Annotated in this window: 24 protein-coding genes; 10 read left to right on the top strand and 14 right to left on the bottom strand. The window is 68.9% G+C overall.

The genetic code is table 11. From position 1 onward, the window contains the following. Positions 1-69: 69 nt before the first annotated feature. Positions 70-987, top strand: a complete 918-nt coding sequence (locus tag ACYU7G_RS16480; protein WP_461109842.1) for a M23 family metallopeptidase — start codon at positions 70-72, stop codon at positions 985-987. Here the strand turns inward: ACYU7G_RS16480 and ACYU7G_RS16475 are convergent. Both ACYU7G_RS16475 and ACYU7G_RS16470 read right to left on the bottom strand, forming a co-directional pair. Next, the gene (locus tag ACYU7G_RS16475; RefSeq protein ID WP_461109840.1) at positions 980-4,849 is read right to left on the bottom strand and encodes a right-handed parallel beta-helix repeat-containing protein; all 3,870 of its coding nucleotides are present in this window, start codon (positions 4,847-4,849) and stop codon (positions 980-982) included. The two genes, ACYU7G_RS16480 and ACYU7G_RS16475, sit on opposite strands and share 8 nt — an antisense overlap. Positions 4,850-4,941: 92 nt before the next feature. Further along, positions 4,942-5,847 carry a tyrosine recombinase XerC gene (locus ACYU7G_RS16470; protein WP_461109838.1) on the bottom strand — a complete coding sequence of 302 codons (906 nt, stop codon included), beginning with the start codon at positions 5,845-5,847 and terminating at the stop codon, positions 4,942-4,944. 66 nt (positions 5,848-5,913) lie between these two features. On the opposite strand from ACYU7G_RS16470, the gene def reads away from it, so the two are divergent. Then, positions 5,914-6,513 (top strand): peptide deformylase, encoded by a 600-nt coding sequence (gene def, locus ACYU7G_RS16465; RefSeq protein WP_461109836.1) that lies wholly within the window; start codon positions 5,914-5,916, stop codon positions 6,511-6,513. Between the two features lie 116 nt (positions 6,514-6,629). Further along, complete coding sequence (locus tag ACYU7G_RS16460; protein ID WP_461109834.1) at positions 6,630-9,362, top strand: ExeM/NucH family extracellular endonuclease; 2,733 nt, start codon at positions 6,630-6,632, stop codon at positions 9,360-9,362. A gap of 64 nt (positions 9,363-9,426) precedes the next feature. Here the strand turns inward: ACYU7G_RS16460 and ACYU7G_RS16455 are convergent, their stop codons facing one another. Further along, positions 9,427-10,212, bottom strand: coding sequence for a TrmH family RNA methyltransferase (locus tag ACYU7G_RS16455; protein ID WP_461109832.1), 786 nt, complete (start codon positions 10,210-10,212; stop codon positions 9,427-9,429). Positions 10,213-10,307: 95 nt separating this feature from the next. Here ACYU7G_RS16455 and ACYU7G_RS16450 point away from each other — a divergent pair, with 95 nt between their 5' ends. Continuing rightward, positions 10,308-11,285: a bile acid:sodium symporter family protein gene (locus tag ACYU7G_RS16450; RefSeq protein ID WP_461109830.1), complete on the top strand. Its 978-nt coding sequence runs from the start codon at positions 10,308-10,310 to the stop codon at positions 11,283-11,285. Here the strand turns inward: ACYU7G_RS16450 and ACYU7G_RS16445 are convergent. Genes ACYU7G_RS16445 through fabG form a run of 5 tightly spaced genes read right to left on the bottom strand, consistent with a single transcriptional unit; the run spans position 11,239 to position 15,237 of the window. Then, the gene (locus ACYU7G_RS16445) at positions 11,239-12,411 is read right to left on the bottom strand and encodes an SPFH domain-containing protein (RefSeq protein WP_461109828.1); all 1,173 of its coding nucleotides are present in this window, start codon (positions 12,409-12,411) and stop codon (positions 11,239-11,241) included. The two genes, ACYU7G_RS16450 and ACYU7G_RS16445, sit on opposite strands and share 47 nt — an antisense overlap. Positions 12,412-12,426: 15 nt before the next feature. Then, on the bottom strand, positions 12,427-12,912 hold the full coding sequence (locus ACYU7G_RS16440) for an NfeD family protein (RefSeq protein WP_461109826.1): 486 nt from the start codon (positions 12,910-12,912) through the stop codon (positions 12,427-12,429). After that, complete coding sequence (locus tag ACYU7G_RS16435; protein WP_461109824.1) at positions 12,905-13,699, bottom strand: ABC transporter ATP-binding protein; 795 nt, start codon at positions 13,697-13,699, stop codon at positions 12,905-12,907. Before ACYU7G_RS16435 ends, ACYU7G_RS16440 begins: the two co-directional genes overlap by 8 nt. Positions 13,700-13,735: 36 nt before the next feature. After that, positions 13,736-14,509 (bottom strand): enoyl-ACP reductase FabI, encoded by a 774-nt coding sequence (gene fabI, locus ACYU7G_RS16430; protein ID WP_461109822.1) that lies wholly within the window; start codon positions 14,507-14,509, stop codon positions 13,736-13,738. Positions 14,510-14,526: 17 nt separating this feature from the next. Then, positions 14,527-15,237 (bottom strand): 3-oxoacyl-ACP reductase FabG, encoded by a 711-nt coding sequence (gene fabG / locus ACYU7G_RS16425; protein WP_461109820.1) that lies wholly within the window; start codon positions 15,235-15,237, stop codon positions 14,527-14,529. Positions 15,238-15,276: 39 nt separating this feature from the next. On the opposite strand from fabG, the gene ACYU7G_RS16420 reads away from it, so the two are divergent. From ACYU7G_RS16420 to ACYU7G_RS16405, 4 genes are all read left to right on the top strand, one after another. Further along, a complete protein-coding gene (locus ACYU7G_RS16420; RefSeq protein WP_461109818.1) occupies positions 15,277-15,597 on the top strand; it encodes a DUF3099 domain-containing protein in 321 nt (106 codons plus the stop codon). 5 nt (positions 15,598-15,602) lie between these two features. Continuing rightward, positions 15,603-16,403, top strand: coding sequence for an SURF1 family cytochrome oxidase biogenesis protein (locus ACYU7G_RS16415; protein ID WP_461110048.1), 801 nt, complete (start codon positions 15,603-15,605; stop codon positions 16,401-16,403). Then, on the top strand, positions 16,390-17,205 hold the full coding sequence (locus ACYU7G_RS16410) for a putative RNA methyltransferase (protein WP_461109816.1): 816 nt from the start codon (positions 16,390-16,392) through the stop codon (positions 17,203-17,205). Before ACYU7G_RS16415 ends, ACYU7G_RS16410 begins: the two co-directional genes overlap by 14 nt. Before the next feature lie 89 nt (positions 17,206-17,294). After that, the gene (locus tag ACYU7G_RS16405; protein ID WP_461109814.1) at positions 17,295-18,251 is read left to right on the top strand and encodes a hypothetical protein; all 957 of its coding nucleotides are present in this window, start codon (positions 17,295-17,297) and stop codon (positions 18,249-18,251) included. Positions 18,252-18,315: 64 nt separating this feature from the next. Here ACYU7G_RS16405 and ACYU7G_RS16400 read toward each other — a convergent pair whose 3' ends face one another. Next, positions 18,316-19,743: a phosphoglucomutase/phosphomannomutase family protein gene (locus ACYU7G_RS16400; protein WP_461109812.1), complete on the bottom strand. Its 1,428-nt coding sequence runs from the start codon at positions 19,741-19,743 to the stop codon at positions 18,316-18,318. Between the two features lie 86 nt (positions 19,744-19,829). Then, the gene (locus ACYU7G_RS16395) at positions 19,830-21,428 is read right to left on the bottom strand and encodes an ABC-F family ATP-binding cassette domain-containing protein (RefSeq protein WP_461109810.1); all 1,599 of its coding nucleotides are present in this window, start codon (positions 21,426-21,428) and stop codon (positions 19,830-19,832) included. A gap of 56 nt (positions 21,429-21,484) precedes the next feature. On the opposite strand from ACYU7G_RS16395, the gene ACYU7G_RS16390 reads away from it, so the two are divergent. After that, the gene (locus ACYU7G_RS16390) at positions 21,485-22,189 is read left to right on the top strand and encodes a DUF6498-containing protein (RefSeq protein ID WP_461109808.1); all 705 of its coding nucleotides are present in this window, start codon (positions 21,485-21,487) and stop codon (positions 22,187-22,189) included. Here ACYU7G_RS16390 and ACYU7G_RS16385 read toward each other — a convergent pair. Next, positions 22,139-22,630, bottom strand: a complete 492-nt coding sequence (locus tag ACYU7G_RS16385; protein ID WP_461109806.1) for a DUF456 domain-containing protein — start codon at positions 22,628-22,630, stop codon at positions 22,139-22,141. The two genes, ACYU7G_RS16390 and ACYU7G_RS16385, sit on opposite strands and share 51 nt — an antisense overlap. A gap of 120 nt (positions 22,631-22,750) precedes the next feature. Here ACYU7G_RS16385 and ACYU7G_RS16380 point away from each other — a divergent pair, with 120 nt between their 5' ends. Beyond that, positions 22,751-25,051, top strand: coding sequence for a metallophosphoesterase family protein (locus ACYU7G_RS16380; protein ID WP_461109804.1), 2,301 nt, complete (start codon positions 22,751-22,753; stop codon positions 25,049-25,051). Between the two features lie 46 nt (positions 25,052-25,097). On the opposite strand, the gene ACYU7G_RS16375 is transcribed toward ACYU7G_RS16380, so the two are convergent. From ACYU7G_RS16375 to sufU, 3 genes are all read right to left on the bottom strand, one after another. Then, positions 25,098-25,928, bottom strand: coding sequence for an alpha/beta fold hydrolase (locus ACYU7G_RS16375; RefSeq protein ID WP_461109802.1), 831 nt, complete (start codon positions 25,926-25,928; stop codon positions 25,098-25,100). Between the two features lie 177 nt (positions 25,929-26,105). Then, positions 26,106-26,486 (bottom strand): metal-sulfur cluster assembly factor, encoded by a 381-nt coding sequence (locus tag ACYU7G_RS16370; RefSeq protein ID WP_461109800.1) that lies wholly within the window; start codon positions 26,484-26,486, stop codon positions 26,106-26,108. Then, positions 26,486-26,932: a Fe-S cluster assembly sulfur transfer protein SufU gene (gene sufU / locus ACYU7G_RS16365; protein ID WP_461109798.1), complete on the bottom strand. Its 447-nt coding sequence runs from the start codon at positions 26,930-26,932 to the stop codon at positions 26,486-26,488. The genes ACYU7G_RS16370 and sufU overlap by 1 nt, the downstream gene beginning before the upstream one ends. Position 26,933: the final 1 nt, after the last annotated feature.

Below are 26,933 nucleotides of genomic sequence, written 5' to 3'. Positions count from 1 at the left end.
ACCCCTGATCGCCAACCGCGCCCCTGTGGACAAAGACGGATCACCCTCGCGAACTCCCAGAGTGTGGGTATGCGCAATTCCACAACTGTCCTGACCCTGTTCTGCGTCCTTGCCCTGCTGCTCGTCGGCGTCCACCCCTCGCGGGCCGACGAGGGCCTTGTCCTGGAGCCACCCGTGCCCGGCTCGGCGATGAGGGGGTTCAGCGCCGGCCCGCACCCCTGGTCCCCCGGTCACCGGGGCGTGGACCTGGCTGCCGCGAGGGCGGAGCCTGCCCGCGCGGCGGCCACCGGCGTGGTCCACTTCGCCGGCACCGTGGCGGGCCGGCCTTCGGTCTCCGTGGACCACGGCAACGGCCTGCGCACCACCTACACCCCCGTGCGCGCCTCGGTGTCCGAGGGCGACGTGGTGGCCGCCGGAGATGTCATCGGGCGGGTGGTTGCGGGTCATTGCGCCACCGTCTGCCTGCACTGGGGCCTGACCGACGGCTCCGAGTACTTCGACCCGTTGGCGTACTTGGCCGTCCGCCCGGTGCGACTGCTGCCCGAGGGCACGCTCGTGGTGGCATCGCCGGAGTTCGGGGCCGCCAGGGCGGGCATGGCTTCGACGGACCTGCCTGTGGCCGGGAGGATCTCCTCGCGTTTCGGCATGCGAACCCATCCCGTGACGGGCGTGCGCAAGCTCCACGACGGACTGGACCTGGCCGCTGCCTGCGGCACGCCGGTACGCCTGCCCTGGTCGGGCCGGGTGACCACCGTCCAGCGACATCCCGCGTACGGGAACCGGGTGGTGGTCCAGCACGCCGGTGGCCGCAGCGCCTACGCCCATCTGTCACGGATGGACGTGCGGCAGGGCCAGCAACTGGGCGCCGGCGCCGTGGTGGGGGCGGTCGGGAGCACGGGCCTGTCCACCGGCTGCCACCTGCACTGGATGACCTGGCGCGGCGGCAGCCTGGTGGACCCGCTCACACTCGTCGACCGGTTCAGCTGAAGCGCACGATGTTGTTGAAGACCTCCTTGGTCACCACCTTGTAGCTGTTGCCGTCGCGTTCGATGACCTTGGCGGTCACGTAGCTGCGGCAGCCGTTGCCCCCGACTGCGGGGGTGTCGCACTCGGTGCGCCACTGGCGGCCGTCGTCAGCGGTCCACAGGCCGGTGTACCCCAAGGGGTTGTCTGCCCAGGCGCTGCGGGGTGAGCCGAGGTAGGTGAGGTTGTTGAAGTTCCAGCCATTGTGCTGGTAGAACTCACCGTTCCAGGTCCCGATGGTGGTGCCCCAGATGTAGGTGAAGCAGCGGGTGGTGACCGAGTACGGTTCGCACACCGTCATCCACTGGCGGCCGTTCACGGTGTGGAAGCCGGGGGTCTCGTAGAGATCACCGGGCTCCGGTTCCGTCGGCTCCTCGGTGGGTTCCTCACTCGGCTCCTCCGTGGGCTCGGGACTGGGCACAGCCACAGGCTCCACGGGCGGCAGGAGTTCCAGCACCGTCGGGTCCGGGTGCGCGGCGAGGCGCGCTCCCCAAGCCCCTGCTTCGGGGTCGACGAGTTCGAGCAGGCCCTGCATGTCGATGCTGCCGTCGTCGGCGATCCGCGGGGCGACGCCCAGGTCCACGCTCTCGAACCACTCGTCGGTGACCGGGTCACCTGCGAGCGTGACGCCGTCCAGCACGTTGGTGGGATCGGTCGAGATGTCGTCGTCCTGCCCCCGCAGCCCCAGGCTGTCGGCGGCACCACCCTCGGCGGAGAGCAGGCCGCGGACCTCGTAGGCGGTCTGGTCCGCCGACGTGTAGAGCCGCAGGTTGGGTCCGGCGTTGCCGTAGGAGGTGACGTCGAGGACACGCACGTCGGGGCCGGAGTTCGAGGTGACACCGGCACCTGCGTTGTCGAAGCTCACGGAGTTCGAGAGCAGGTGCGCACCGGGCATGTTCTCACCGCCGAGCTTGAAGCCGTTGCCCTCCCCCAGGACGTCGGGGGCTTCCTCGAGCCAGCCGTTGCGGTATGCCACCGAGTGCTCCACCACCACGTCACCGATGGGGCCCTCGGTTGACTTCGCGTACAGGTCCCAGCCGTCGTCGATGTTGTTGTGGGCGATGGAGTAGCGGAACACGTTCCCCTCCCCCGAGGTGATCTTGGCCGCGAAGCCGTCCGCGTCGTTGGCGAGCGGGTCTGCGTTGTTGTGGGAGACGCTGGAGACCACCAGGTTGTGGGAGGGCCACATCGACGGGGGCTCGGAGGCGCTGCCCGAGATCTGGATCCCGGTGTCCGCGTTGTGGTGCGACTCGATGCGCTCCACGACGTTGTGGTTGCCGCTGATCAGCAGCGGCTTCTGGTAGCCGCGGGAGCCGGTGATCTCCAGGTTGTACAGGTGCCAGTGGTCGCCGCGCAGGTGGATGCCGCCGGTGGGCGACTCCGACAGGTCCAGCACGGCCCGCTCCCCCGGTTCGGACATCAGTACGATCGACTGCTCGGCAGTGCCGTCGTTGCCCCGCTCAATGCTGATGCGCTTCGCGGGCCGGTAGGTGCCTGCCGCCAGCACGACCTGCTGTCCGGGCTGCGCGTAGGCGACGGCGGTGTGCAGGTCCAGCGGCTCGGCCGGGGTGCCGTCGCCTTCCGGGCTGCCATCGGGAGAGACGTGGATGGCCTGGCCCGGTTCGCCGTAGGAATGGCGGGTGATGGTCACCGGGATGCTGAGCGGTTCGTAGGAGGAGAGGTCCTCGTACTCCCCGAGGCCGCCCTGCTCCGCGCGCGGGGCCGGGACGATGGTGGCGGTGTAGTCGTTGGTGCCGTCAGCCAGGGGCACCTCGACAGTGGCGAGGTTGCCGGGCACCACCTCGACGGGCCCTCCGAGGGTTTCGCCTTCGGCGTCGGTCACCGTGGCGGTCCCGTGGATGTTGGACAGCAACGGGATGCCGAGGGCGTCGTGGGGCGTGGTGCGGGTCACGTCGGCGGTGAGCCACGGATCCACGTACGTGACGGGGCGCTCCAACGGGGCCTCGTCGTCGTCGGGGTGGATGGTGGTGAAGGTGAGGTCGCTGACGGTGACCACGATGTTGCGTGCCGTGAACACGCCCACGTAGTAGGAGTCGGCGGTCTGCTGCAGCAGCAGGTCGGGTTCGTAGGTGATGACCTCGTGCTCCTCGCCGTCCACGCTCCAGATGGAGTGGAAGCCGGTGTTGGACTTGCGCAGTGTGTACTCGTACACGTCGCCGTCGACGAACCGTGGCGGGTTGACGTTGACGCCCTCGGTCATGCCGTCGCGGTAGGCCCAGTCGAACGGCTGCGAGCCGGTCATGTCCCTCGCGGGGGTGGCCACGCGGGGACCCTCGGTGTAGCCGGTGACCACCTTGCTGCCGGGGGTGCCGTAGCGGGTGTCCAGGGAGTCACCCAGGTCCCGGACGTACTTGGCGGACATGGTGCCCACGTTGTTGAAGTAGCGGGCGTCCCGGTTGCCGGGCTCGAAGGTGTCCACGGCGATGATCCCGAAGCCGGACTGGTTGTCCTTGCCGGAGGCGTCGTCGACGGTGAAGGTGGCGGACAGGGTCCAGTTCTCCGTAGCCGGATCGATCTCGGTGTAGTAGTAGTAGAACCCGTCCTCGGAGTCGGCGATCTTGCCGTTGTTGCCGCGCATGTCGAAGGTCATGGAGCCGTCCTCGGCGTGCACGAGGGTGCCGTTGCTGGAGACTCCCGCGTGCGCCTCCAGCCAGCGCTCCACCACGTCACTCACATCTGCCGAGTGGATCTCCGAGATCGTCGACTCGGCCCCACGGCTGGTGACCACGCGGAGCTCCACGGTGGTTCCGGGTGCCAGACCCGGGATCTCGGCACTCGTGGCAGTGGTCTCCGTGAGGGCGGCCCACTCCGTGGATCCGCTTTCACGGAACTCGACCACGTACCCGTCGGCCTCCGGGACCGCGGCCCACTCGACCGTGATGGTCGCCACCGCTGCTTCAACCGCGCTGGTGAGGACCGAGACTACTTCCGAGGTGCCGAGGGGAAGGATGAAACCCGGCACCTCGAGCCGGTCCGAGAGCAGCGCCTCGTCCTCGTCGGTGCGCTGCAGGGCCACCTCGACGGTGTAGTTGCCGGAGGCGCTCGGCGTGAGGCGGATCTCTCCGGAACTCGCCTGCGCCCCCGAGATCCCGGTGGCAACGACGTCGTCGTCGCGGTAGAGGGTTGCGGTGGCGAGGTCCGCACCGTCGAAACCGACGACTCCGTCGAACTGGACGACGATGTCGCGCCCTTCCTGCCGGGCGTCGGTGAGGACCGGAGCGGCGACGGTGTCCCAAGCGGGCCGCTCGGGCGCCTCGCCGTCGACCAGTTCGAGGTGGAAGATGTTGACCCCCGACGAGGGGGACGCGACGTAGTAGGCGCCGGCCTCGGGGACGGTGAACCTTGCCAGCGGGATGTCGGTGGGCGCACCGTAGGCGGGCAGTGCCTCCACGAGCGCGCCGTCCTCGGCGTAGAGCGCCAGCTGCCTGTCGGCGCTCGCGCTGGCACTGAGCGCGTAGGCGTTGAGGACGGCGGGGCCGAAGGTGGTGAACGCGACGGAGCGCCGCTCCGCCGTGCCGCCGCCGTTCAGCTTGAGCCGTTGGGTGAAGACGTATTCGCCGCCGGTCCGCTCCTGCGCGTCCACCTCCACTGCGGCGGCTTCGGTGGCGCGGATGGTGTAGCGCCCCACCTGCACGTCGGAGGTGATGACCCCCAGGGGCATGGCACTGGGGTTGAGGACGTCGGGCGACTCGTCCGCCGACGCAGGGTGGTTCGCGCCCGGCCCGCTGAGCGCCAGGGCGAGGGCGGTGGCAAGGGACAGCGCCAGGGTGAGGAGCTTCCTCATCGGGCGGGTACGTGGGTTCATCGTCGACCTCCGGTTGGTTCGGCATCGTTGCCGCAGACTCGTGAAAGCGCTTTCTCGCAACCTATCGTGAAAGCGCTCCCCGGGTCAAGGGTTCAGGCGCGCGGGTGGGCCTGCCGGAAGGCTTCGCGGAGCCGCTGCGAGGTGACGTGGGTGTAGACCTGCGTGGTGGCCACCGACGCGTGGCCGAGCATCTCCTGGACGGAGCGCAGGTCCGCACCGCCCTCGAGCAGGTGGGTGGCCATGGCATGGCGCAGGCCGTGCGGCCCCACCTCGGCACCCCCGGCCCGGGTGACGTCATGGACCACCCGGCGCGCCACCCGCGGGTCGAGGCGTCCGCCCCGGGCTCCGAGGAAGACCAGGTCCGGGCTCTCGGGGCCGGCCACCTCGGGTCTCGCCGTCAGCCAGGCGGCCAGGGCCCGTCGGGCGGGGGCGCCGACGGGCACGCTGCGTTCCTTGCCGCCCTTGCCCAGCACCCGGATGGTGCCGCGCTCGGCGTCCACGTCGCGCAGGCGCAGCCCGCACAGTTCAGAGACGCGCAGCCCGCTGGAGTAGAGCAGTTCCACCAGCGCGAGGTCGCGGGCCGCCAAAGGGCCCTCCCCCTCCGCGACGCGGGCCGCCGAGGCTGCGAGGCTCTCCCCCACCGCACCCGCCGACGGCACCCGCGGCAGCTTGCGTTGCCGCTTGGGCGCCCGCAGTCGGGAGGCCGGATCCTCGGCGAGGAGTCCCTCCACCTTCACGGCCCAGGCGAAGAACCCCCGCACGCAGGCCACGCGCCGCTGGATGGTGGAGGGGGCGGCCCCGGCCTCGGCCAGGTCCGCCAGCGACGCCCGCAGCACCTGGAGGGTGACATCGCGCATGGGCCCGTCCACGAAGTCGGCCAGCGCGGTCAGGTCGGAGACGTAGGCGCGGACCGTGTGGGCCGACAGCCCACGGTCGGTCTCCAGGTGCTTGCGGTACTCGTCGATCACCGCCCGCCAGTCAGCGCCATCCTTCGCCATGGGCCCCAGTGTGCCGGAGGCGGCATACTGGTTGACTGCAGACACACCCCTCCCGAGGAGAACCACATGGCCCTGGACCTGACCACAGGCGGCAAGATTCGTCCGATCACCCGCTGGGGCACCCCAGTGATGCACGAGCAGACGAAGCCCGTGACCGAGTTCGGCGAGGAACTGCACGAACTGGTGCGCGACATGTTCGCCACCATGCGCGCCGCCGAGGGCGTCGGACTGGCCGCCACCCAGGTGGGCGTTGGACTGTCGGTGTTCGTCTACGAGTGCCCCAACGCCGACGACGTGATCGAGCGCGGCGTGGTGTGCAACCCCGTGGTGGAACTGCCCACCGGCAAGGACCGCAACCTGGATGCCAGCGACGAGGGCTGCCTGTCCTGGCCCGGCGGTTACCAGAGCGTCGCGCGCCCGGACACGGCACGCTGCACCGGACAGGACGCAGAGGGCAACGACGTCGACCTGACCGGCACCGGCCTGCTGGCACGCTGCTACCAGCACGAGACCGACCACCTGAACGGCACCGTCTTCGGGGACCGACTCTCTGCCCGCGCCCGCCGCAAGCTGGACCAGCAGGTGGAGGAGCTGGCCTACCGCTACCCCGACGACTGGCCGGTCTCCCCCAAGGCCGTCGCCACACCCACGGCCGACGCGGAGTGAAGTTCTCCGCGTTCACCTGACGAACACGCTGCCGAAAGGTAGCGTTCACCTCCTCTGGACCCAGAATTCACCGCGGCTCCGTAGGGTCGCGCCAGATCCCTAGGAGAAGGTGTTCCATGAAACTTCGCAGTCGCATCGCCGCGCTCTCCGCGGCGGCCGCAACGACGCTGGCCGGCCTCGCGGTCCTGACCACGTCACCCGCTCAGGCCGCGCCCCCGGCAGACCTGATGATCAGTGCCTATATCGAGGGCTCGAGCTTCAACAAGGCGATCGAGGTCTATAACCCCACCACGGCTGACATCGACCTGTCCGCCTACACGCTGGAGCTCTACAGCAACGGCAACTCGACCGCCACCGGCACCATCACTCTGAGCGGCACCCTTGCATCCGGCGGGCACTACCTCCTGGCGCACGGGCAATGGGCACTGGAGCCCACGCCCGACGCCACAGACAGCAACGTGGCCAACTTCAACGGGGACGACGCGATCGTCCTGCGCCGTGGGGCCACCGTGTTGGACTCCTTGGGGCAAGTCGGCGTCCAGCAGGATTGGCCGAACATGGAGAACAGCTCCTTGGTGAAGAATGCTTGTGAGGTGGACACTGACGTCACCGACGCATACGCAACCGCGCTGTTCGACGCATCTGCCTCCAACAACACCAGTGTCCTCGGCACGTTCGGGTGCGACCCGCTGGTGGAACCCGGCGAACCGACTGAAGAGCCCACCGAGACGCCCGAGCCCGGTGAACTGCTGATCGGCGACGTTCAGGGCACCACCGACACCAGCCCCTACGTGGGCGAGACGGTCACCATCGACGCGTGGGTCACCGGCACGTTCCAGGGCGAGGGCCAGTTCAACGGCTACTACGTCCAGGACGAGGGCGACGGGGACGAGGCCACCAGCGACGGCCTGTTCGTCTACGAGCCGGGCGGCGAGGCCCGCACGGTCGGCGAGCAGGTCCGCATCGTCGGCTCCATCACCGAGGCGTTCGGCCAGACCCAGCTCAACCCCACGTCCGTGACAGTCCTCCAGGCGGACGGCGACGGCGTCGCCGCCACCGAGCTGACGGTCCCGGTGGGCGACTTCGAGCGCTACGAGGGCATGTACGTCACGTTCCCGCAGGACCTGACCATCCTGGAGTTCTTCAACTTCGACCGCTTCGGCGAGATCGTCTACGGCCTGGACCGGCAGTGGACCCCCACCGGAGTGGCGGAGCCGGGCCCCGCGGCCCAGACCATCGCCGCGCAGAACGCGGCCAACCGCGTGATCGCCGACGACGGCTTCAACTCGCAGAACGTGTCCCCCGCGATCCACCCCAACGGTGAGCCCTTCGCGCGGGACAACTACTTCCGTGGCGGTGACAAGGTGGCCAACCTCACCGGCATCATGAGCTACCGCAACAACGCCTACAAGGTGCAGCCCACCCAGGGTGCCGACTACACGGCCATCAACGAGCGGCCCGCGGTTCCCGATGTCGGCGGTGACTTCAAGATCACCTCGTTCAACGTCCTGAACTACTTCACGACCCTGAACAGCCGCGGCGCCACCACCGACCTGGAGCTCGAGCGCCAGCAGGCCAAGATCGTCGCCGCACTGGCGGAGATTGACGCCGACGTCGTCGGGCTGATGGAGATCGAGAACAACGCCCCCACCGCCGTCGCCCACCTGGTGGCCGGCCTGAACGCCGAGGTGGGTGCCGGGACCTACGACTTCATCGACACCGGCGTGGTGGGAACCGACGAGATCTTCCAGGCCATCATCTACAAGCCGGCCACCGCCGAGCCCGTCGGTGACTTCGAGGCGCTGGACTTCAACGATGGCAAGAACCGGCCCAGCCTGCTGCAGACGTTCCGCCACACCGCCTCCGGCGAGTTGGTCAGCCTCAACGTCAACCACCTCAAGTCCAAGGGCTCGGACTGCCTGCCCGATGACCCGGACACCGGTGACGGGGCCGGCAACTGCAACCTGACCAGGGTGGCGGCGGCCGAGGACATCGTCGAGTGGATCGCCACCGATCCCACCGGCCAGGGCTCCACCCGCACCATCGTGATGGGTGACCTGAACTCCTACGACTACGAGGACCCGATCGACGTCTTCATCGAGGCCGGCTACACGGACCTGGAGAAGCAGTTCAACGGCGACGAGGCGTACTCCTACGTCTTCGACGGCCAGCTGGGTTACCTCGACTACGGTCTGGCGAACGAGGGCGCGGCCGCCGACGTGGTGGGCACCTCCTCGTGGCACATCAACTCCGACGAGTCGGACCTGTTCGACTACTCGATGGTGTTCAAGGCCGACAACGAGGACGCGCTCTGGGCGGCCGACCCGTACCGTTCCTCGGACCACGACCCCGTGATCATCGGCCTGCAGCTCGGCGAGGTGGTGGAGCCAACGGAGGAACCGACCGAGGAGCCCACGGAAGAGCCCACCGAGGAGCCGACGGAACCGGAGCCCGGTGATCTCTACGAGACCCCCGGCTTCCACACAGTGAACGGCCGCCAGTGGATGACGGTGTGCGAACCGTACTCGGTCACCACCCGCTGCTTCACCTACATCTGGGGCACCACCATCGGGACCTGGAACGGTGAGTTCTACCAGCACAACGGCTGGAACTTCAACAACCTCACCTACCTCGGCTCACCCCGCAGCGCCTGGGCCGACAATCCCCTGGGTCACACCGGCCGGTGGACCGCTGACGACGGCCGCCAGTGGCGCACCGAGTGCGACACCCCCGCAGTCGGGGGCAACGGCTGCCGCAGCTACGTGACCGCCAAGGTCATCGAACGCGACGGCAACAGCTACAAGGTGGTGGCCAAGGAGGTCTTCAACAACATCGTCCGCTTCAGCTGACGATCCACCTGCGAGCGCGGGGCCGGTCCTTCGGGGCCGGCCCCGCGTCGTGTGCCCGGGCGCCTCAACGCAACACGTAGGCCATGACGGCGGCGGCAGTGGCCACGTTCAGGGAGTCGATGCCCTCGGCCATCGGGATGGTGACCGCGACGTCGGCCTCCTCCTGCCAGCGCCGGCTGAGCCCGTGGCCCTCGTTGCCGAGGAGGAGCGCCACCTTCTCGTCGGGGCGGTAGTCCGCCAACGCGACGGAGTCGGCCGCGAGGGTGGCCGCCACCAGCGTGAAGCCCGCCTCTCGCAGGATTCCGAGTTCGTCGTCGGAGGACATCCGTCGCCAGGGCAGTTGGAGGGACGCCCCCATCGAGGACTTGACCGCGCGACGGTAGAGCGGGTCCGCCGACGTCGGGGACACGACGACGCCGCCCCAGCCGAGCGCGGCCGCCACCCGCAGGATGGAGCCGATGTTGGTGTGGTCCACGATGTCCTCGCAGGCCACCAGGCGCCGGGCCGCCAGCAGCTGCTCCCAGGGTGCCTCGGGCGGCCGGATGTAGGAGGCCAGCGCTCCCCGGTGGACGTGGAAGCCGCTGACCCGCTCGGCGAGTTCGGCACTGACGACGTAGCAGGGCACTTCCGGGTGGGCGGCCAGCACGTCGGCGAGACCGGCGAGCCAGCGCTCCTGCAGCAGGAACGAGCGGGGCCGCGCACCCGCCTCGGCGGCGCGGCGGATGATCTTCTCGCCCTCGGCTATGAACAGCCCCTCGGCCTGCTCGAGGTTGCGGCGCAGCCGGGAGTCGCGCAGGGATACGTAGTCGCCCAGCCGTGGATCGGTGGCGTCGGTGACCTCAACGAGCATCGGCGCCGCAGCCGTCGGGGAAGTTGTCCATGGGAGAAGGTTAGTGCCGTGGCACCCGGGACGCGGATCCCCGCCCGAGCGGTACGTTTGCTCCCATGGCTTCCTCCCGGTCGCGGATCGACCCGTTCCTGCTGCTGATCCTCGCGTCCGCGCTGCTGGCCATCGTGCTGCCGGCCACCGGGGATGCGGCGGTAGTCGTGGACTGGGCCACGAAGGTTGCGATCTTCGTGCTGTTCTTCGGCTACGGGGCCAAGCTCTCGGTCCACGAGGCGGTGGCCGGACTGAAGCACTGGAAGCTGCACCTGCTGATCCTGGCGTTCACCTTCGTCCTGTTCCCCCTCGCGGCGTTCGGGCTCCTGGCACTGCCCGACGGTCTGGTCGGCGGGGCCACGAAGCTCGGGCTGGCGTTCCTGTGTCTGGTGCCCTCCACGGTGCAGTCTTCCATCACGTTCACCTCGCTGGCCGGGGGGAACGTGCCGGGCGCGATGGTCTCCGCGACGGCGTCGAACCTGCTGGGCGTGTTCCTCACTCCCCTGCTGGTGATCCTGCTCCTGCCCACGACCGGCACGGGCGGCGTGGGGCTGGACCAGTTCCTGGGGGTGCTGGTGCAGTTGCTGCTGCCGTTCGTGCTGGGCCAACTCTCGCGCCGCTGGACCGCCGGTTTCATGGAACAGCACGCCAAGCGCATCAAGTACTGGGACCAGGGCGTGATCTGCCTGGTGGTCTACAGCGCCTTCTCCGACTTCTTCGCGCAGGGCACCTGGCGCGACCTGCCCGTCTCCGACCTGTTGGTGATGGCGGGAATCTCCGTGGTGCTGCTCGCCGTGATGCTGTGGCTCACGTGGCACGTGGGTGGCTGGCTCCGCTTCGACAGGGCGGACCGGATCGCCATCATGTTCTGCGGCACGAAGAAGTCGCTGGCCACCGGGGTGCCGATGGCCAGCGTCCTGTTCGTCGGTCAGGCGGTGGGGCTGATCGTCCTGCCCCTGATGGTGTTCCACCAGTTGCAGCTGATGGCCTGCACCGTCATGGCTGGTCGTCTGGCTCGGGGGCAGGCTCCTCGGTCCCGCTGAACGATGACGGCTGCTCCTGTGGCTGCGGCCGGTCCAGCTCCGCGGGCCCGTTGCCGCGCGAGCGGCGCCCCGTCGGGTTCTGCTCCATGGCCTGCGCCTCGGCGATCGCCTGCTGCATGGTGGCGTTCGAGCGTTCCTTGTCCTGGTCGCGCTGCGCCGCGATCTCGGCCTGGACGTCGATGCGCTCCGGGGCCTCGAAGTTCTCACCCACCTTGGAGATGTAGTCGCGCACGTTCTCCGCGCCCGAGACCTGGCCCAGCCCCTTCAGGGCGTCGTTCAGCTCGCTCGGGATGATCCACATCTTGTTGGAGTCCCCCGAGGCCAACCGCGGCAGCATCTGCATGTACTGGTAGGCCAGCAGCCCCTGGTCCGGCTGGCCGGCGTGGATGGCCCCGAACACGGTGGTGATGGCCTGCGCCTCACCCTCGGCCCGCAGCATCTGCGCCTGACGGTCCGCCTGGGCGCGCAGCACCTGCGCCTCCCGCTCACCCTGGGCCCGCAGGATGGCCGATTCCCGGTCACCGCCGGCCTGCAGGATCTGGGACTGCCGCTGGCCCTCGGCCAGCAGGATCGCGGCGCGCTTGTCGCGCTCGGCGCGGGCACCCTTCTCCATGGCGTCGCGGATGGTGGGCGGCGGGTCGATGGCCCGCAACTCCACGCGGTTCACCTTGATCCCCCACTTGCCGGTGGCCTCGTCGAGGACCATCCGCAGCTTCTGGTTGATCTCCTCGCGCGAGGTGAGGGCCGCCTCCAGGTCCATGCCGCCGATGATGTTGCGCAGCGTCGTCATGGTGAGCTGCTCGATGGCGTCGTGGTAGTTCTGCGCCTCGTAGGCTGCCCGCACGGGATCGACGATCTGGAAGTAGATCACCGAGTCGATGGAGACCATCAGGTTGTCCTCGGTGATGACTCCCTGCGGCGGGAACGGGACCACCTCCTCGCGCATGTCCATCGTGTAGGCGATGCGGTCGAAGACGGGGATGACCAGGTGCGGCCCGGGGTCCAGGCGGCGCCGGTACTTGCCCAGCCGCTCCACCAGCCCCACCTGCTGCTGCCGCACGATCTTGAGCATCATGAGCAGGAACAGCACCACCACCACAGCGATGCCGATTGCGACGAACTCCATCGTTCCTCCCGGGTTTCAGTGGTTCCCGAGCTGGCCCTGTGGCCGGACGGGATAGACGATGAGGGTCACGCCGTCGAGTCCGTAGACCTCGATCTCGTGGCCCTCGAGGATGGTCACGCCCGGATCGAAGGAGCGGGCGTCCCAGACCTGACCGGAGACCTTGACCTCACCGCCGTTGGCGTCGATCTGGGCGGTTGCCCGGCCGGTGGAGCCCACCAGCGACTCCAGCGACGAGCGGTAGCCGGGCGCGTTGCGGACCTTGTCCAGCAGCGTGGGCCGCAGCAACAGCAGCGTGAGCACGGCGACGACGACCGCCACCAGCACCTGCAACCACCACAGCCCGGGCGCCACCAGCGCGGTCAGCCCACCGGCAAGCGCCCCGGAGGCCAGCATCAGCAGGGTGAGGTCCATGGTGAGCATTTCCAGCGCGGCCAGTCCGACGGCGAGGATCCCCCACCCCGCCCAGGCGAAGTCGCGCAGCCACGCGAAGAAGTCATCCATGACGCGCGACCGATCTGGCGGCCCATCTGCCGTCGGCGTTGGTCACGTGCAGGCCCATCCCGAAGGTGGCGCTGAGGTTCTCGTCGGTGAGCGTGTTCCCGATCTCCCCGGCGGCGACGACGCGGCCGTCGGCCAGCAGCAGGCAGTGGGTGATGCCCAGCGGGATCTCCTCGACGTGGTGGGTGACCAGCATCGAGGCGGGCGCGTAGGCGTCGAGGAAGAGGTCCGAGAGGGTGTCCACCAGGGCCTCGCGGCCGGCCAGGTCCAGGCCGCCGGCGGGCTCGTCGAGCAGGAGCAGCTCGGGGTCGGTCATGAGGGCGCGGGCGATCTGGGTGCGCTTGCGCTCGCCCTCGCTGAGGGTACCGAAGGTGCGGTCCGCGAGGTGGTCGATCCGCAACTGCTCCAGCAGGCCCATGGCCTGGGCGTGGTCCTCGGCCTCGTACTCCTCGTTCCAGCGGCCGAGCACCGCGTAGGCGGCCGAGAGCACCACGTCGAGGACGCGCTCCCCGCGGGGGAGCCGCTCGGCCAGTGCCGTGGAGGTCAGGCCGATGCGGGGCCGCAGTTCGAAAACGTCGACGGTGCCGACGACGTCGCCCAGCAGCCCGACGACGCCCTCGGTGGGGTACATCTGCGCGGCCAGGATCTGCAGCATGGTGGTCTTGCCGGCGCCGTTGGGTCCGATGACCACCCAACGGTCCTGCTCCATCACGGTCAGGTCCACCTGGTCCAGCAGGACCGCGTCGCCGCGCTTGACCGTCACACCCGCAAGTTCCGCCACCGCTGTCATGGCACCAACCCTACCGGGGTGAGGCGTGAGCCGTGGTCAGGCCCCGGTGGAATGCAGCCCGCCGTCGACGTGGATCATCTCGCCGGTGGTGGCGGGGAACCAGTCGGACAGCAGGGCCACGACGGCCTTGCCGGCTGGCACCGCGTCGGTGGCGTCCCACTTCATGGGGGCCCGCTCCGACCAGATGGCGTTGAAGTCCGCCGAGCCGGGGATCGCCTTCTTGGCGAGGGTGTCGATGGGGCCGGCGGCCACGAGGTTGGAGCGGATGCCGTCGGGCCCGAGGTAGCGGGCGAGGTAGCGCGACGTTGACTCGAGCGCGGCCTTGGCCACACCCATCCAGTCGTAGGCCGGCCAGGACACGCGGGCGTCGAAGGTCAGGCCGACGACGCTGGCGCCGGTGTTCATGATGGGTCGGGCGGCCATGGTCAGGCTCTGCAGGGAGTAGGCGGAGATCTCGACGGCCTTGGAGACGGTCTCCCAGTCGGTGGACAGGAACGCACCGCCCAGGGCCTTCTCCGGATCCGCGAACGCGATCGAGTGCACCAGTCCGTCCAGGCCGCCGGTGAGGTGCTCGCCCAGGGCCTCGGGCAGGTTGGCGAGGTGCTCGGGGTCGGTCACGTCCAGTTCGATCAGCGGCAGGGGGTTCTCCATCCGCGCGACGACGCGGCGGGCCAGGCTGACGGCCCGGCCGGCGGCGGAGACGACGACGTTGGCCCCCTCCTGCTGCGCGATCTCGGCCGCGGCGTAGGCGATGGAGGAGTTCATCGTCACGCCGGTGACGAGGATGTTCTTGCCTTCGAGGATTCCCATGTCTTCCTTACGGTTTGTCAGTGGCCCATGCCGAGGCCGCCGTCGACGGGCAGCACGGCTCCGGAGATGTAGCCCGCGGCGTCGCCCGCGAGGAACAGCGCTGCGGCGGCGACGTCGTCGCTGCTGCCGAGGCGGCCCGACGGGATGCGGGACTTGTAGCCGGCGATGGTGTCCTCCGGCAGGACTGCGGTCATGTCGGTCTCGATGAACCCGGGTGCGATCACGTTGGCGGTGATGTTGCGGCTGCCGAGTTCCCTGGTGAGGCTTCGCGCCATGCCCACCAGCGCCGACTTGGAGGCCGCGTAGTTGAGCTGGCCGGGGGAACCGATGAAGCCAACCACCGAGGAGATCAGGATGACGCGGCCGAACCGGGCGCGCGTCATGGGCCGGGCGGCCCGGCGCACCACGCGGAAGGTGCCGGTGAGGTTGGTGTCGATGACCTGGTCCCAGTCCTCGTCGCTCATGCGCAGGATGAGGGTGTCCTTCGTGACGCCGGCGTTGGCGACGAGGATCTCCACCGGCCCGAGTTCGGCCTCCACCTGCTCATAGGCGGCGTCCACCTGGGCCTGGTCCGTGATGTCGCACTGCAGGCCGAGGACGCCGTCGGGCACTCCCCCGGACCTGTAGGTGGCCGCGACGCGGTACCCCGCATCGCGGAATCGTTCGGCGATCACCCGACCGATTCCCTTGGAGCCGCCGGTTACCAGGACAACGCGAGATTCTTCCACGGCGTCAACCTACCGCAACGGGCATATGCTGGACAGACCATGGCATTCTCACGTCACGCTTCGGACACGCAGCTCATCACCACTGCTGCGCGTGGGCGCACCCCGGACGTCGACGAGCGCGAGCGCCGCTACTTCATCACGATGAGCATCCGGACCGCGTGCTTCTTCGCGTTCCTGTTCGTGCCCGGGTGGTGGAAGGTGGTCACGCTGCTGGCTGCTGCGTTCCTGCCGATGATCGCCGTGCTGATGGCCAACAACTCCGACCACAGGCCCCCGCCCGTGGCCCCGGAGGACGACGAGGACCGGCCCGCCCTGCCGCCCTCCGAAGTGATCGAGGGCGTCGTGGAGGACGACGAGTGAAGAAGATGATCCTGCGCTGGGTGGCCCTCGCGGTGTTCCTCAGCCTGGTGGCGTTCGCGTGCGTGAAGTTGGGCGAGTGGCAGCTCGACCGGCTGGAGCAGCGCCGCGCCAGCAACGAGACGGTGGTGGCGAACGAGGGCCTGGCGCCCGTGCCGTACCGCGACGTGATGGGCGGCCCCATCGCCGACGAGGCGCAGTGGCAGCGCGTCGAGCTCACCGGCACCTACACCGGCGAGCAGTTCCAGGTGCGCTACCGCAACTACGACGACTCCGCCGGGATCGAGGTGGCGGCGGTGCTCACCACGCTCGAGGGCGACGAGCTCATCGTGAACCGCGGCTTCATCCCCCGTCAGGCCGGGCAACCGGACACCGAGGTGCTCCCCGAGCCCCCGGCCGGCGAGGTGGCGGTGATGGGATACGTCCACCGCGACGAGCAGGGCGACGACACCGCGGTGGTACCGCACGAGTTCAAGGTGAGGCTCATCAACTCGGAGGCGATCGCGGAATCGCTCGGGCGCGAACTGCTGCCCGGCTACGTGATCCTGTCCACCTCCAGTCCCGCCAACGGCGAGGACCTGGTGCCCATGGAGCCGCCGGTCCTGGACGAGGGCAACCACTTCTCCTACGCGCTGCAGTGGTTCGCCTTCGGCGCCATCGCAGTGATCGGGATCGGCGTGCTGATCCGGGCGGACCTGCAGGACCGCAGGAAGGCACGGCAGAAGGCGGAGAAGCTGGCACGTCTGGCCGCGGCCCGGGAGGCGAGGGCGGAGCGGGAGGCCGAGGAAGCCACCAGTGCCGCCGAGTGACGCACTGCAGCGGGTGGCCGGCTGGCTCGCCTGCCCGAACTGCGCCGCTCCCATGGAACTCGCCGACGGCGTGCTGCGGTGCGGCACGGGCCACGCCTTCGACGTCGCCCGCCAGGGGTACGTGAACCTGCTGGGCCGGGCAGCACCCGCCAACGCGGACACTCCCGCCATGCTGGCGGCCCGGGACCGGTTCCTGTCCTCCGGCCACTATCGGGACTTGAGCGACGCCGTCGCCGCCGCCGTCGCCGGGCGCGAGCGGCTGCTCGAGGTCGGGGCGGGCACGGGGCACCACCTGGCCGCCGCACTCGACGCGAGCCCAGGGGCGCTCGGCCTGGCCAGTGACGTCTCCCCCGCCGCCGCCCGCCGCGCGGCGAAGGCCCATCCCCGGATGGCCGCCGTCGTCGCCGACACCTGGGCCGGCCTGCCGCTCGCGGACGCGTCGGTGGACGCCGTCGCGTGCGTGTTCGCTCCCCGCAACCCCGCCGAGTTCGCCAGGGTGCTGCAACCCGGCGGCACCCTCGTCGTGGTGGTACCCGGACCGGACCACCTGGTGGAGCTCCGCAGGCGCCACGGCCTGCTCGACGTGGGCGCGGACAAGCTGGTGGAGGTCACAGCTCAGCTGCGGGAGCACTTCTCCCCCGCCGCCACCGTCGAGGTCCGCCGTCGCCTCCAACTCCGGGAGGCGGAGGCCACCGCCCTCGTCGCGATGGGACCGAACGCGTTCCACGCCGCCCCGGAGCGCGTGCCGGCCGCCGACGTGACCCTGCAGGTGGGCGTCGCGGCGTTCACGCGAGTGGATTAGAACTCTCTAACCCACCCCACATCGAGACCTCATCTGCCCACGATTGGATCAGTTCCAATGGTTCCCCACCAAAGGAAAGGCAGAACACAATGAAGCGTCTCCTCGCCGTCGCAGCCAGCGCGGCCCTCGCGATCGGCGGCCTCGCCCTCGCGGCCCCCACCGCCTCCGCCGATGACCGGACCTGTCGCGGCAGCATCGGCTCCGGCTACGTCGACGGCAACGTCATCGTCCCCTCCGGCGCCTCCTGCAACCTCAACGGCACCCGCATCGACGGCAACGTCGAGGTGGGTTCCAACGCCACCCTCTCGGCCAACAACGTCACCGTGGACGGCAACATCCAGAGCCAGGGACACCGTTCGGTCGCGGTCAGCAACAGCCGCGTGAACGGCAACATCCAGCTCGAGCAGGGCGGCGCCATCACCCTCTCCGGCAACCGTGTCGACGGCGACATCCAACTGTTCAGCAACCGCTCCGGCGCCAAGGTGCTCGACAACAACCGCGCCGAGGGCAACATCCAGTGCAAGTCCAACACCCCCGCCCCCACCGGCACCGGCAACACCGCCGACGGGAACCTCGAGGACCAGTGCCGGAACCTGCGGCCCGCCGGCGGTGGCGGCTCCACCGGCCCCGGCACCGGACAGAACGGCGCCAACGTGGACATCTACGTGACCGAGGGCCGCTGGAGCAAGAACGGCCGTGAGTGGCGCACCGTGTGCGCCCCCTACTCGCAGTCCGAGCGCTGCACCACCGAGATCTGGGCCACCCAGGTGACCCGCGACGGTGGGCGCTACGTGAACAAGTCCGGCTGGTACTTCAACAACCTCACCTACAAGCCCATGCCGCGCTCCATGTACGCCAACAACCCGCTCGGCAAGAACGGCAGCTGGACCAGCGAGGGACGCCAGTGGCGCACCGAGTGCGACACGGCCCTCACCGGCCAGGGCGGCTGCCGCACCTTCGTGACCGCCGACGTCATCGAGCGTCGCGGCGGCACCTACCGCACCGTCACCAGGGAGGTCTTCAACAACATGGTCCGCTTCAGCTGACCGAATTCCCCTGGGAACGGAGAACCCGACGGGCGCGGCTCGTCGGGTTCTTCACGTCTGTGCCTCAGAGGCCGAGGAACTGGCGGAACTCGTCGCACGCCTGCTCCGCCTGGGCCCGGTCCGGCATCTCACAGAAGATGCGCAGCAGCGGCTCGGTGCCGGAGAAGCGGGCGATGATCCAGCCCTGCTCGAAGTAGACCTTGCAGCCGTCCATGTAGTTGGTGTCGGTCACCTTCGCGGTGAACTCGGGCAGCTTCTTCTCCACCATCAGGGTGTTGAGGATCTCCGGCTTGCGCTCGGGGTCGAACGCGAAATCGGTCTCCGCCATGTAGTGCGGGGCGAACTGGCCGGTGATCTCGTCGTAGATCTCGCTCATGGACTTGCCCACGACGGCGATCATCTCCACCAGCAGGGCTGCGGCGTAGATGCCGTCCTTGCCGGAGATGTGGCCGCGCACCGTCAGGCCACCGGAGGACTCGCCGCCGATGATGGCGTCGGTCTCCAACATCTTGCCCGAGATCCACTTGAAGCCCACCGGGACCTCGTAGCACTTCTCCCCGAAACGCTCGGCGACGTCGTCGAGCAGCGAGGTGGTGGCGACGTTGCGGACCACGGGCCCCTTCCAACCCTTGTACTTCAGCAGGTAGTAGTAGAGGATCACCAGCAATTGGTTCGGGTGCAGGAAGTTGCCCTTGTCGTCGATGACGCCGATGCGGTCGGCGTCGCCGTCGGTGGCGATGCCCAGGTCCGACTTGTTGTCCACGACGAAACGCTTCAGCGCGGACAGCCCCGCGCTCGTGGGCGAGGGCAGCTTGCCGCCGAACAGCGTGTCATGGCGGTCGTTGATGACATCCACCTCGCAGCGCGCCGTCAGCAGGATGGTCTGCAACGACGTGCGCGAGACCCCGAACATCGGGTCCAGCGCCACCTTCAACTGCGCGCCACGGATCGCCTCCATGTCCACCTGCGAGATGATCGAGTCGATGTAGCCGTTGAACGGGTTGATCTCCACCACCGCGCCACGGTCCACAGCCTTCGCGTAGTCGATCTCGACGATCTGCTCCTCGCCCGCACCCTCGAGGGCAGTCATGCGCTCCTCGACGTCCAGCGTGACGTCCTCGTCGGCGTCCTTGCCGCCGGCGGTGAACACCTTGATGCCGTTGTACAGCGCCGGGTTGTGGGAGGCCGTGATCGCCATGCCGTAGGGCAGTTCCTGGTCCTTCACCGTCCACATGATCAACGGTGTCGGGGCCTGGGCCACCTTGATCACCTGGCACGGGATCCCCGCACCGGCGAACACCTCAGCCGCCCACTGCGCGGCGACGTCGGAGAGGAACCGGCGGTCGTAGCCGATGACGATGCCGCGCTCGGCCACGCCCTCGTCGACCATCTTCGCGGCCAGCGCAGCCGAGAGGAGCCGGACGTTGGCGCGGATGAACTCATCCCCGATGATCGCTCGCCAACCGCCGGTACCAAACTTGATTCGCGCCATTGCCACTCCTGTTCGTCTTCGAGCTTCCAGCGTAGACAATGGGCACGCGGTGAGTGATCGAATGCTCAGGAGGGGTGCGCGAACGCTCAAGCCAGGTCCACGAGCTCCTGGTACTCGTCGCTCCAGAGGTCCTCGACGCCGTCCGGCAGCACCAGGACCCGGTCCGGTTCGAGGGCCTCGACGGCGCCCGGGTCGTGCGTGACCAGGACGACGGCGCCGGCGTAGGTGCGGATGGCGTTGAGCACCTCGGCGCGGGAGGCCGGGTCCAGGTTGTTGGTGGGCTCGTCGAGCAGCAGCACGTTGGCCGCAGAGACCACCAGCATGGCGAGCGCCAGCCTGGTCTTCTCGCCGCCCGAGAGCACCCGCGCGGGCTTGGCAACGTCGTCTCCCATGAACAGGAACGAGCCCAGCACCTTGCGCACCTCGGTGTCGTTCAGGTTCGGCGACGCGGAGACCATGTTCTCCAGCACGCTCCGGTTCACGTCCAGGGTCTCGTGCTCCTGAGCGTAGTAGCCGAGCTTGGCACCGTGGCCGAGCAGGCGCTCGCCCGTGTCCGGGTCCTCCAGACCTGCGAGGATCCGCAGCATGGTGGTCTTGCCCGCGCCGTTGAGGCCCAGGATGACCACCTTCGAACCCTTGTCGATGGCGAGGTCGACGGCGGTGAACACCTCGAGGGAACCGTAGGCCTTGGAGAGGCCGTCGCCGCGCAGCGGCGTCTTGCCGCAGGGCGCCGGCTCCGGGAAGCGGATCTTGGCCACCTGGTCGGCCTGGCGCTCCCCCTCGATGCCGGCGAGCAGCTTCTCGGCCCGCTTCGCCATGTTCTGGGCCGCGACGGCCTTGGTGGCCTTGGCACGCATCTTGTCCGCCTGCGCCATCAGCTGCGTGGCCTTCTTCTCCGCGTTCACCCGCTCGCGCTTGCGGCGCTTCTCGTCGGTGTCACGCTGCAGCAGGTAGCGCTTCCAGTTCATGGAGTAGACGTCGATCTCGGCCCGGTTGGCGTCCAGGTGGAAGACCTTGTTCACGACGGCATCCAACAGCTCCGTGTCGTGGCTGATGATGATCAGCCCACCGGAGAAGTTCTGCAGGTAGCTGCGCAGCCACACGATGGAGTCGGCGTCGAGGTGGTTGGTCGGCTCGTCCAGCAGCAGGGTGTCCGCGTCGGAGAACAGGATCCGCGCCAGCTCGATGCGACGGCGCTGACCCCCCGAGAGCGTCTTGAGGGGCTGTGAGAGCACCCGGTCCGGGAGGCCCAGGTTGGCCGCGATCCGGGCCGCCTCCGCCTCCGCACCGTAGCCGCCGGCCGCCTGCAGTGCGTCCTCGGCCCGGGTGTAGGCGGCCATGGCCTTGTCCCGTTCGGCACCGTCGGTGAGGGCCATCTCCTCCTCCGCGCGGCGCAGGCGACGGATCACCACGTCCAGTCCGCGGGCCCCCAGGATCCGGTCGCGCGCGATCTGCTCCGGGTCCCCCGAGCGCGGGTCCTGGGGCAGGTAGCCGAGCTGTCCGGTACGGGTCACGTTGCCCGCGGCGGGCTGTCCCTCCCCCGCCAGGATCCGGGTGAGCGTGGTCTTGCCGGCACCGTTGCGGCCGACCAGTCCGACGCGGTCACCGTCGATCACCTGGAAGGACACCGGGGACAACAACAGACGGGCTCCCGCCCGCACCTCTAGATCCTTCACCTGTAGCACAAGGGGCGAGTCTACCCGGCCTGTGTGCGGACCCTTATTGCGGCAACATGGCGTCGGTGAACACCTTGCTCCGCGGCCTCGGCATCGGCCTGCTGCAGTCCATCGCGGCCCGCATCTCGCCCGTCGTGGCAACGGTCGTGCAGTTCGCGCTGATCCTCGTCGGGACACTGCTGCCCCTGTTCCCGCTCTTGTCCGGGGCCATCGGGTTGCCGGACCTCTTGGTCTACACCGTGCTGGCGATGCTGCTGTCGATCGGAGGCACCGTGGTCAGGTTGCGCACGATGTCCCCACGGTCCCCGAGTGCGGACTTCTTCACGCTGCACTACTCGGGGTTGATCGGAATCCTGTGCGTCGTGTGCGGTGTGTGGGCGGTGATCCTGCTCGTGATGACCGGCGGTCCGAGCGGTGGTTGGAAGGCGCTCCTGCCGATGGCCGCCGCGCTCGTGCTGGCCAACGCCTGGTCGCTCGCCGACGGCTGGTTCATCCGCGGCGGACGCTTCGCCGTGAGGACCTGGCAGGTCCTGCTGCCCGGCTACCTGCGGTTCGCACCGCTGCTGCTGGCCACGGTGTTCGGCGCGGTCGCCATCTTGGGCGAGGGCTCCGGAGTCTCGCCGTTCCGGGTGGCCGTGGGTCTGGTGGTGGCGCAGACCGTGATCGACCTCGCCGTTTCCGTGGCCTCCCTGCTGCTGGCCCGTCGCGCGGGCGCGGCCTCAGAAGACGAACGACAGGCCGACGAGCCAAGTCACCACGGCCAAGCCTGACAGGCCGAACTCGAGCAGGATCCCCCGGGCCGCTGCCTTGATGGCCTCCCAGGACGACTTCAGCGCTCCGGGCACCTCCCCCACCCGCAGGTACTCCGCGGCGAACAGGCCCAGCGCGAACCCGAGCGGCAGCCCCACCACGGGTACGAGGAACATGCCCACCACCCCGATCACGAGGCCGATCACGATGGAGCGGTTCGGGATCTTCTCCCGCTTGAGCACCCGCCCGGTCAGGACGTAGGTGCCCACCATGCCGGCAAGGCACAGCACCGTCCCGATGGCGAACACGACCCACCCCACGGGCCAGCCGATGAAAACCGCCCAGACAAGCAGTCCGACGATGATGGTGATGCTGCCGGGCAGGATCGGGACCACGATCCCCGCCAGCCCGATCAGCACGAGGATGCCGGTGATGACGGAGACAACCACGTCAGAGTGCATGCCCCAACGGTACGCTGTCTCCCAACCGATCATCGAGGATCGTTGACGCTGCGGCCGCCGGGCCTCGCCGCCCGGTCTCCCACCGTCGCCAAGCGTCCGGCACACCCGAAGAGGATACTGATGAACAAGAAGTTCGTGGTTGCCCTGGCCGTCGGTGCGCTCGTCTGCGCCGCCAACGTCTCCCCCGCCCACGCGGATCCCACCGAGCCTGCCGAGGGCTTCCGCATCTACCCCTACCTGCTGGCCCCCTCCTCCACGAGCATGCAGCTCAACTGGGTCAGCGAGACCGACACCGCAGGTACCGCCACGGTCACCGGCCCCGGACTGCCCGACGGGGGCGTGCAGCTCACCTCCGCACCGGAGTACCTGCCGCTGGCCGAGTACACGGAGGCTGAACTCGCCCAGGAGATCGACGGACTCGAGCAGGGATCCTGGCTGAAGGCCAACACCAACTACCGCCACATCGTCGACGTCGCCGGCCTGCAGCCGGGCGAGGCCTACGAGTACACGGTGGAGCAGGGCGGTGAGGAGTTCACCCGGACGTTCCGGACGGCCCCCACCGCCGAGGACTGGGACCACATCCGCATCGCCGCCTTCTCCGACTCCGAGACCGAGCCCTATGGCCGCACGGAGCAGCGCGAGTGGGAACTCAGCTTCACCAACCCGTACACCGAGGGCTCCGCCGAACGTCCCGGCGAGGGTTCCGACTACGTCGCCAGGCACGGGAGCACCACCCGCTACGACCAGTTCACGCTGCGATACCCCATGGACCAGGACCGCGCGATGCAGGAGAACATGCGCGTCATCGAGGAGCAGGACCCGGACCTGATGATCATCGCCGGCGACCTGTCCCAGGGATCCGGCTATCAGCCCGCCTGGGACGAGTTCTTCGGCTACGTCGCCGGAGAACACGGGACCCTCGCCTCGCAGATCCCGTTCCTGACCGCAGTGGGGAACTGGGAGACCTTCGCCGCCCTCAACGGCGGCTATGGCACCGACGAGGACCGATCCCCCGCCGTGATCTCGAGGAACAAGTACCTCGACTACTGGACGCACCCGGTGGACCCGGAGAACCCCGCCGCCCGTGGCTCCTACTACCGCGCGGACCACGGGCCGCTCACCGTGCTCACTCTCGACTCCACCAACGGGCGTCCCGACGAGAGCGCCGGCGACGGGAGCCTGCCGACCATCACCGGCGACGACACGGAGCTCACCCCGGAGAACCTGTCCACGGACACGCAGGGCGAGTTCACCTACGATGCCTACGCGGCGGCCTACCAGGAGGTCTTCCCCGGCAGCACCGCCGATGACGTGGACCTGCCCAACATGGACCCGGCCTCCCGCCAGTGGGAGTGGGCCCAGGAGCAGCTCGCGGACGCAGCAGCCGATGGCCAGATCATCATCGTCCAGTTCCACCACGCCGCGTACTCCATCGGTGTCCACGGGGTCCCGCCGAACCACGCCATCCCGGACAACCAGTCCGGCGTGGCCATGCGCGCCTACACCCCCATGTTCGAGGAGCACGGCGTCTCCGTGGTCCTGTCAGGACACGACGAGATGTTCGAACGCTCCTGGGTGGACGAGGACGGTGACGGCGAGGGCTTCCACTCCTACGACATCGGGGTGGCCGCCGACGGCCTGCGCGGCGAGTTGATGGTGCCGGCCGAAGGCGGCGGGTACGAACCGCTCGCCTTCAACACGGCCACGCAGTGGAGCGCCGTTCGCGACCAGCCGGAGACCTGGGAACTCGTCGACGGCCGTCCGCAACTGGTGGACGGGGGCCTCCACTACGGCCACCTCCAGATCGACATCACCAGGAACGGCGACCAGGCCGACGTCGTCCTCACTCCCGTCTACCTGTTCCCGCACCTGGACGAGGACTACGACGTGGTCTCGGTGGAGCGGCGGATCTACGACGACGTGGTGGAGTTCTCCGTGGACCTCCCGGACACTCCCACCGAGGAGCCGTCACCCGAGCCGAGCGAGGAACCCTCACCAGAGCCCACGCCAGATCCGACCCCGCCCGGGGACCTCTACACCACCCCCGGGCTCCACGACGTCAACGGACGCCGCTGGATGACCGTGTGCGAGCCCTACTCGCAGACCACCCGCTGCTTCACCTACATCTGGGCCACCCAGATCCACCGCTCGGGTGACCAGTACTTCCAGCTCAACCAGTGGGCGTTCAACAACCTCACCTACGTCGCCGCCCCGAAGGCGCTGTGGGCGGACAACCCGCTGGCAAACCCCGGCGAGTGGGTTGCCGCGGACGGGCGCCGTTGGCGAACCGAGTGCAACACGCCTGCCACCGGCGGCAACGGCTGCCGCAGTTATGCCGAGGCCAGCGTCGTCGAGCGGACCGGTACCGGGTTCCGGACGGTGACCAAGATGGTGTTCAACAACATCGTCCGGTTCAAGTAGCGCCCCGACGGCGCGGACACCTGACGGAGTCCGCGCCGTCGACGCCTCAGAGGCTGTTGGTGAAGTCGATCAAGGCCCGCTCCCACTCGCCCTGGTGCGAGCGGTTGGCGCCGTGCGGGGCTCCCTTGAGCACGTGCAGGCTGGCGCCGGGGATGATCTGGGCGGCGCGGGTGCTGGAGGCTGCGAGGGGGACATTCTGGTCGCCGTCGCCGTGGAGCAGCAGCGTGGGGACGTCGATGCGGGCACAGTCGTCGCGCAGGTCCGTCGCCCAGATCAGGATGCACTCCGCGGCCGCCTGCGGGTCGCTCTGCAGGGCCTGCCGGAGCGCCTCCTGCCGGACCTCCGCAGCCACCGTGAGCCCGTCGTCGTTGGAGAAGAAGTTCGTCACGAACTGGTCCACGAACCCGGCGTGGTCGGCGGCGCAGGCCTCGGACATCTCCTGGAACGCGGAGAACGGCATGGCGCCGTCGGGGTTGTCCTCCCCCTGCGCCAGGGCCGGGGCGATGGATCCGGACAGCACCACGGCCGCGACGTCGTCGGTGCCGTAGGTGGAGCAGTAACGCACCACCTCCCCGCCGCCCATCGAGAACCCGAGCAGGACGAAGTCACGCAGTCCCAACTGTTTCACGAGGTCATGCAGGTCCGAGGCGAGCCGGTCGTAGTGGTAGCCGGTTGCGGGCTTGGCGGAGCGGCCGAAACCGCGTCGGTCGTAGGTGATCACGCGCAGCCCCGCGCCAGTGAGGGCGGCCTCGTTGGCCTTGAACGACTCGCCGCTGAGCGGCCAGCCGTGCACCAGCACGATGGGTCTGCCGAGACCGCCGGTGTCCGTGTAGTGCAGTTCGACGGGGGCATCACCGGTGGTGGTCAGTGTGGGCATCGTCGCCTCCTTGCGAAGTGGTTGCCCCCGACGCTACCCGCCCGACCCGACACGCCGAACCCTTTCGGCGAGAAGGTGGCGAGCCACCCCGCCGTCGATTCCGGTCGGCGAGTCGGGTCACCGCGGAAACACGACGACGGGCCGGCCCGGGAAGGGCGGCCCGTCGTGGTCAGCTCGTCAGAGGTTGTAGCCGACGGCGCGCAGCTGCTCGCGGCCGTCGTCGGTGATCATCTCCAGGCTCCACGGCGGCAGCCAGACCCAGTTGATGGCCACGGACTTGGCAAGGCCGTCGAGCACGTACTTGGTGTCGTACTCGATCTTGTCGGTGAGCGGACAGGTGGGCGAGGTCAGGGTCATGTCGAGGGTGACGTTGCCCTCGTCGTCGACGTTGGCGCCGTAGACGAGCCCGAGGTCGACGACGTTGACCATCAGTTCGGGGTCCACGACGTCCTTCATCGCCTCGAGGACCTCCTCCTCGGTGGGCACGGCGGAGCCGGCGCCCACGTCGGGCAGGTCGTCCTTCACGAGATCGCTCGGACGGGTGTTGGTTTCGTACATCAGAGTGCCTCCTCGGCAGTGGCTTGGCTGACGGCGTCCCGCAGCGCTGCCCAGGCGAGCAACGCGCACTTGACGCGGGCGGGGAACTTGCTGACGCCGGCGAATGCGATGGCGTCCTCGAAGCGATCCTCGTCCGGTTCGATCTGGCCCTTCGACTGCATCATCTCCAGGAAATCATCGTACAGGCCCATGAAGTGTGAGATCTCGGTACCGATGACCAGGTCCGTCATGACCGACGTCGAGGCCTGGGAGATGGAGCAGCCCACCCCCTCGTAGGAGACGTCGGCGATCTGCTGGCCGTCCAGGCGGACGCGCAGGGTCAGTTCGTCGCCGCAGGAGGGGTTGACGTGGTGGACCTGGGCGTCGTGCGGGTCCCGCAGGCCGCTGTGGTGCTTCTCGCGGTAGTGGTCGAGGATGATGGTCTGGTAGAGCTCGTCGATGTTCATC

It is taken from the genome of Tessaracoccus terricola, from assembly GCF_054776555.1.
The sequence above is the reverse complement of the archived record's forward strand: the minus strand, read 5'-3'. Positions and strand labels throughout refer to the sequence as shown.

What these genes read in the sequence shown, in the direction of transcription:
- ACYU7G_RS16480 (WP_461109842.1), top strand. Translation starts at nt 70, where the DNA reads ATGCGCAATTCCACAACTGTCCTGACCCTGTTCTGCGTCCTTGCCCTG.
- ACYU7G_RS16475 (WP_461109840.1), bottom strand. Translation starts at nt 4,849, where the DNA reads ATGAACCCACGTACCCGCCCGATGAGGAAGCTCCTCACCCTGGCGCTG.
- ACYU7G_RS16470 (WP_461109838.1), bottom strand. Translation starts at nt 5,847, where the DNA reads ATGGCGAAGGATGGCGCTGACTGGCGGGCGGTGATCGACGAGTACCGC.
- def (WP_461109836.1), top strand. Translation starts at nt 5,914, where the DNA reads ATGGCCCTGGACCTGACCACAGGCGGCAAGATTCGTCCGATCACCCGC.
- ACYU7G_RS16460 (WP_461109834.1), top strand. Translation starts at nt 6,630, where the DNA reads ATGAAACTTCGCAGTCGCATCGCCGCGCTCTCCGCGGCGGCCGCAACG.
- ACYU7G_RS16455 (WP_461109832.1), bottom strand. Translation starts at nt 10,212, where the DNA reads ATGCTCGTTGAGGTCACCGACGCCACCGATCCACGGCTGGGCGACTAC.
- ACYU7G_RS16450 (WP_461109830.1), top strand. Translation starts at nt 10,308, where the DNA reads ATGGCTTCCTCCCGGTCGCGGATCGACCCGTTCCTGCTGCTGATCCTC.
- ACYU7G_RS16445 (WP_461109828.1), bottom strand. Translation starts at nt 12,411, where the DNA reads ATGGAGTTCGTCGCAATCGGCATCGCTGTGGTGGTGGTGCTGTTCCTG.
- ACYU7G_RS16440 (WP_461109826.1), bottom strand. Translation starts at nt 12,912, where the DNA reads ATGGATGACTTCTTCGCGTGGCTGCGCGACTTCGCCTGGGCGGGGTGG.
- ACYU7G_RS16435 (WP_461109824.1), bottom strand. Translation starts at nt 13,699, where the DNA reads ATGACAGCGGTGGCGGAACTTGCGGGTGTGACGGTCAAGCGCGGCGAC.
- fabI (WP_461109822.1), bottom strand. Translation starts at nt 14,509, where the DNA reads ATGGGAATCCTCGAAGGCAAGAACATCCTCGTCACCGGCGTGACGATG.
- ACYU7G_RS16420 (WP_461109818.1), top strand. Translation starts at nt 15,277, where the DNA reads ATGGCATTCTCACGTCACGCTTCGGACACGCAGCTCATCACCACTGCT.
- ACYU7G_RS16415 (WP_461110048.1), top strand. Translation starts at nt 15,603, where the DNA reads ATGATCCTGCGCTGGGTGGCCCTCGCGGTGTTCCTCAGCCTGGTGGCG.
- ACYU7G_RS16405 (WP_461109814.1), top strand. Translation starts at nt 17,295, where the DNA reads ATGAAGCGTCTCCTCGCCGTCGCAGCCAGCGCGGCCCTCGCGATCGGC.
- ACYU7G_RS16400 (WP_461109812.1), bottom strand. Translation starts at nt 19,743, where the DNA reads ATGGCGCGAATCAAGTTTGGTACCGGCGGTTGGCGAGCGATCATCGGG.
- ACYU7G_RS16385 (WP_461109806.1), bottom strand. Translation starts at nt 22,630, where the DNA reads ATGCACTCTGACGTGGTTGTCTCCGTCATCACCGGCATCCTCGTGCTG.
- ACYU7G_RS16380 (WP_461109804.1), top strand. Translation starts at nt 22,751, where the DNA reads ATGAACAAGAAGTTCGTGGTTGCCCTGGCCGTCGGTGCGCTCGTCTGC.
- ACYU7G_RS16375 (WP_461109802.1), bottom strand. Translation starts at nt 25,928, where the DNA reads ATGCCCACACTGACCACCACCGGTGATGCCCCCGTCGAACTGCACTAC.
- ACYU7G_RS16370 (WP_461109800.1), bottom strand. Translation starts at nt 26,486, where the DNA reads ATGTACGAAACCAACACCCGTCCGAGCGATCTCGTGAAGGACGACCTG.
- sufU (WP_461109798.1), bottom strand. Translation starts at nt 26,932, where the DNA reads ATGAACATCGACGAGCTCTACCAGACCATCATCCTCGACCACTACCGC.